General features: G+C 40.8%; 4 protein-coding genes. All 4 read right to left on the bottom strand.

The window, feature by feature from the left end; translation table 11 throughout:
- Window positions 1-273 precede the first annotated feature (273 nt).
- Window positions 274-1,476 carry a M20/M25/M40 family metallo-hydrolase gene (locus Ga0466249_RS25550; protein WP_215832326.1) on the bottom strand — a complete coding sequence of 401 codons (1,203 nt, stop codon included), beginning with the start codon at window positions 1,474-1,476 and terminating at the stop codon, window positions 274-276.
- Between the two features lie 198 nt (window positions 1,477-1,674).
- A complete protein-coding gene (locus tag Ga0466249_RS25555; RefSeq protein ID WP_215832327.1) occupies window positions 1,675-2,898 on the bottom strand; it encodes an MFS transporter in 1,224 nt (407 codons plus the stop codon).
- A gap of 63 nt (window positions 2,899-2,961) precedes the next feature.
- Window positions 2,962-4,101: a metallo-dependent hydrolase gene (locus Ga0466249_RS25560; RefSeq protein ID WP_215832328.1), complete on the bottom strand. Its 1,140-nt coding sequence runs from the start codon at window positions 4,099-4,101 to the stop codon at window positions 2,962-2,964.
- A 485-nt stretch (window positions 4,102-4,586) separates the two neighbouring features.
- A partial coding sequence (locus Ga0466249_RS25565) for an NAD-binding protein (RefSeq protein ID WP_215832329.1) occupies window positions 4,587-4,924 on the bottom strand: 338 nt, incomplete at its 5' end.

Raw genomic sequence — 4,924 nt, forward strand, 5'->3', positions numbered from 1 at the left:
TTTTCAGAGAGCATGTTGTCTTGCGACAGCTTTTATATGTTACCACATCGCAAGCGATGTTGTCAACATATTTTTTTTTGCTTCACAGCCGTAGCTGCGAAAGCGTTTGTCTGTCGTTTTTAGCGACTCGTTTATATTATCACAGGCGCCCTGTTATGTCAACAACTTTTTTCAGTTTCACTGATTGTAATTGTTGTTTTTGAGACGGCCTAACGAGACAGCTTACATAGAATATCACAGGTACGACATTAAAGCAAGTAGCAATATTTAAATTTACCATAATGGCCATTTTTGACAAACCTCTTGAATGAGAAGAAGCAATGCCGCCGTACGTGGTCCAACAGTGTTCAAGTCAACCCACTCGTGATCCGTATGTTCATCATAATTCTCTATTCCTAATGCGTCTAGCGTCGGCACATAAAGTGCTGCAACATTGCCATCCGTCACACCTCCAGCCGCTTCTTCCCATACGTCCGCTTGATAAGTCTGTTTCACAAGAGTACGATAGATATCTACAAGTACACTTATCTGCTTCGTTTTCTCTAAAGGGACATTTTGTATGCTTCCCTTAATAACAACCTTCGCATCAGACACAATTTTGCACTGGGCAAAATCGTGAATTTGCTTGTCCAGGCGTTTTAAATCGCTTAGAGAGAACGCCCTAATTTCTATTTCAGCAAAAGCATCCGCAGGAATCACGTTTACTTTCGTATTCTTTGTACCAATGATACCAATATTCGCGGTAATATCTGGTGCGATGGCCCGCTGCGCCAGATTGCCGTCTACTAAAGGGCCCCGTGTCAACGAATAAATATTAAGAATTTGATGGGCTAATTCAACGGTTGCACTAGCGCCGTTTTGTGATGAATTTCCGGCATGGCCGGCCTTACCTGTCACATCTACGCGATAACTCGAACGTCCTTTTCGCTGAGTAACAATGCCCCATTTGGGTCGCGCCGTATCCATGACAATACAAAAATCCACTTCTTGCGCTAATTTCGTAATAATTTTCTCCGCATCATCCGAACCGATTTCTTCCTGTCCATTATAATAGATAATAACTTCACCATAATCATGAAAATCCAGTTCGTGCAAAATCTTCATGACGTAAACCGTCTGAATAACTGTTGCCTTGTCGTCACCGACGCCTGGTCCATAAGCCTTTTTGTTTTGATCCATATGAAAAGGACGTCTGCTCACTTCCCCTGTATCAAATACCGTATCAATATGCGCAAGCATTAGAATCTTAACTTTCCCCTTACCTTGAAATCGCGCAATTAAATGGGTTGAATCCTCATTCGTAACAAATTCCGTATGAGCTCCGCTAGCCTTGAGTTTTTCAGCCAAATACTCGGCTATTTTGTGAGTACCATCCTTGTCTCGGGAACCACTATCAATATTCGTAATATACTCAAGATCCTTTATATATGTAGGAAAGTCCTTTTCAATCAATGTCTGTAGTTGCTCTACTTCCATTGTCGCACCTCCAATATGTAACTTTCTTAGTTTATCCGAGTCTAATTAGATTATCCTCAGTTAAAAACTTCTTTTTCCATTTTTATTACAATTCTAATAGTATCACTATCTTAATTAAATTTCTCCTTTTAAATAAGAAAACAGACTTTATTCCAGGCAAACGAGGAATAAAGTCTAAAAATGCTTTGCTTATAAAACTTATTTCAGAGCAGATACAGCCAACTGCTTTTCTTTGATCTTTCCATAAATCAAAAGAGAGATACCTCCAAGTACAACAATAATACCTAAAGCTACAAATCCCGACATATAAGAACCCGTTGATTGTTTTAACAGGCCTACTAAAAAGCCCGCTAATGTACCGCCACCGCCTGCTCCCAAGCCATTAATAATCCCTGAGGCAGGACCTACTGCTTCCGGTTCCACGGACGATTGCAAAATTGACCAGATATTAGGTGTAAAGCTGCTTGCATAATATCCCAATGCTACAGTAATTAAACCTAGTTTTAGATAACCACCTTCAACTTGTGGCAATAATATTAATAATATTCCAGGAATAAGCAATCCCAAGGCCGCTATCAGCACCCGTTTTCCTGTTTTATCACTAATAATCGACATGGGTATGGCCAGTATGACTGCCGCAATATATGGCAAAGCGCTACCCACTGCCTGTGCTGTCCCTGTAAAACCTAATGATTTCACAACCATCGGAATCCATAAAGTAATTCCCCAAAACAACATGCCCTGGCTGATATAACTAAAGAGCAATAACAGGAAGGCGGGGCCTCCTAATGCCTGCATGGTTAACTTCGCTTTGTTCCCTTCGGATTGTACCCGAAAAGGGGCTTCAGATTCCTTTTTTAACATAACAACATACAGTGGAACCATGATAAACAGCCCTACACCGCCTGTAATAAAGAACATGGTTTGCCACCCAAAATGATCATATATAGGGGTTAAAATAATAAATCCTAGAGCAAGGGCTAAGAACTGACCATAATATTGAATGATACTGTTGGCCCGCGTTAATTCATCAGGTGCAAACCAAGCTCGGGCAAATCGTGATTGCTGCGGCCAGTAAATCCCCTCGGTCACTCCCAGGGCAAAGCGAAAAGCAATGAGTAATGTAATCGATGTAACAAAACCGGTAAGCATAGTTGCCAGAGACCAGATACCCAGCATCCAGATAACGACCCATTTGGGATCAAACCGTTGCATGATGATCCCACCAAATACATTGGCAACAGCATAACCTACAAGAAATGTCGTTAAAACAAGACTGGATGTAACTGCAAAATTCGCACCAGCAAATCCAAAATCCTGTGCTATAGAAGGTAACCCCACTGATAAGTTAGTACGATCCATGTAAGCGACGAACAGTCCCAGCATCAAAGTTCCGGCTATTTTGATCCATTTATTATCCATATAGTCCACTAATCTCCTTTATTCTTCATCATACGATTTAACTGTTATCTAAAATAAAAAAAGCTAAAAATTCAGTTGCCGAAAAACAATGCGTCCTGCTCGAATCGTCGCTTGAGGTAGCAAAAGCTTCATTCCTGTATGATGATCTCCAGCTACATCCACAAAATCACAAGGAAAATCAACTAATTTTAAAATCGTTACATCGGCGCAAGCACCTGGAGCAAGCGTTCCTATTTCACCAGCCATACCCATCACAGCCGCCGGTACTGCCGTACACGCTGCCACAATATCTGATAGCTTCATTCCTAATGCCAAATATTTTGACATCAGCCAAGGTAACCCAAATGTCGGTTGTTTAAACATCGTCAACCACGTTAAATCACTGCTAATAATATCCGGCAAAAATCCGTTAGCAATCGCCAACTGAGCAGTTCTAAAGGCAAAGTGATTTTTACCATTAGCTGCATCAAAAACCACACCGCGTTTACGTGCTTCCTTTACCTCAGAAAGAACCTTGCCATCTTCTCCAATAATCGTACTACCTTTGCCATGGAAGACGTGAGTAAAAATATCTCCTTTGCGAAACAACTTAACTAATTCGCTCGTCGTACCCGGAGAATCTGTCGTGTGTACCGCCACTTTACATGATAATCTTTCCGCAATTTCCAAGGCCTTTTTAAACGGTGACAATCCCAGTTCACCCACCACATCCTTACTTTGTCGTACTTTTAGCCCAAGCAATTCCTGGGGATATTTCTTAAAAAGAAATTCCATTTTTTCTTCATCATAATACTTAGGATTCTGATTTTCATCATATTTACTTGTGGCCTGACCCGTGGGTGACACACTTAAAAAGCTTTTGATACGGACAAGACTATTGGCAATAATACTCTTATGAAATAATTCGTAATTCGCCGTTCCTGCTGTACCGCCATCAACTGTCGTCGTAACTCCATTAGGCAGCATCCCCACATCAGGCGGAATACTGGCTTCTGTTCCTTCATAAAAAACGTGAGTGTGAAAGTCAATTAAGCCAGGCACTACAATACATTCATTGGCCCAAATTACCTGTTGAGCTGAATGATCTTCGCCATCCTTCGCCGCTACAATCCGCTCCCCTTGAATAGAAACATTTTCAATTGCATCAATATCCCTAGCCGGATCGACTACACGTCCTCCTCTAATCAAAATATTATTCATCATATTGCCTCCTTTTCAAGCTAATATCTTCCTAAACATTACTTTCACTATTCTGTTTATTATGTCAATTGCAATTTTCATGCCAATGTTGAAAGCCTTGATCTGATTAGCTTTTACACGACGATATCGTCAAATATCTCATCTTTTACGCTACAGTTGCTGTATTTTTTATTACAAACGTAGTATATATCCCTTACTCTTTTCAACCTATTACCACACTGAATGCCGAATCATTGTAAAATTCCATACATTAGACCAAGCAAAAAAAATATATATTTTCTGAGTTTTTCGAAGACGCTTCCGCAATCTATGTTGCTTTTCTGCACCAATCAGTGCAGAAAAGCCATGCAACCCCAAAAACGCAGTGAAAAAGAAGGGGCTGTCGCACTAAGCGAAGATTTCACTATATATTGTGAATTATTTTTATCAAGATCCACAACATGTAGTAGAAAAATTCTTAGTGCGACAGCCCCCTTCTGTCTTAACAATTACCGCCTAACTTCAACATTAGCCATTTTTTCATAGTATTTTGCCAAACTGCAATGATCTTCATTTCCCATTCCATCTACTTTCAGTGCCTGCATCATTTCCATGACGGCAGCCGTCAGCGGCAAAGGTACTCCCACTTCATGCGAAGTTTCGAGTACATTGTTCAAGTCTTTGATATGAAGATTGATGCGGAAGCCTGGGTCAAATTTACGATCCATTACAAGCGGTGCCTTCGCATCTAGTACTGTACTTCCTGCCAGTCCGCCTCGAATGGCTTTGTATACCAATTCCGGTTCTACGCCCACTTTACTTGCGAGTACTAACGCTTCAGACATGG

The sequence above is a fragment of the Pelorhabdus rhamnosifermentans genome (assembly GCF_018835585.1).
Classification (GTDB): Bacteria; Bacillota; Negativicutes; order UMGS1260; family UMGS1260; genus Pelorhabdus; species Pelorhabdus rhamnosifermentans.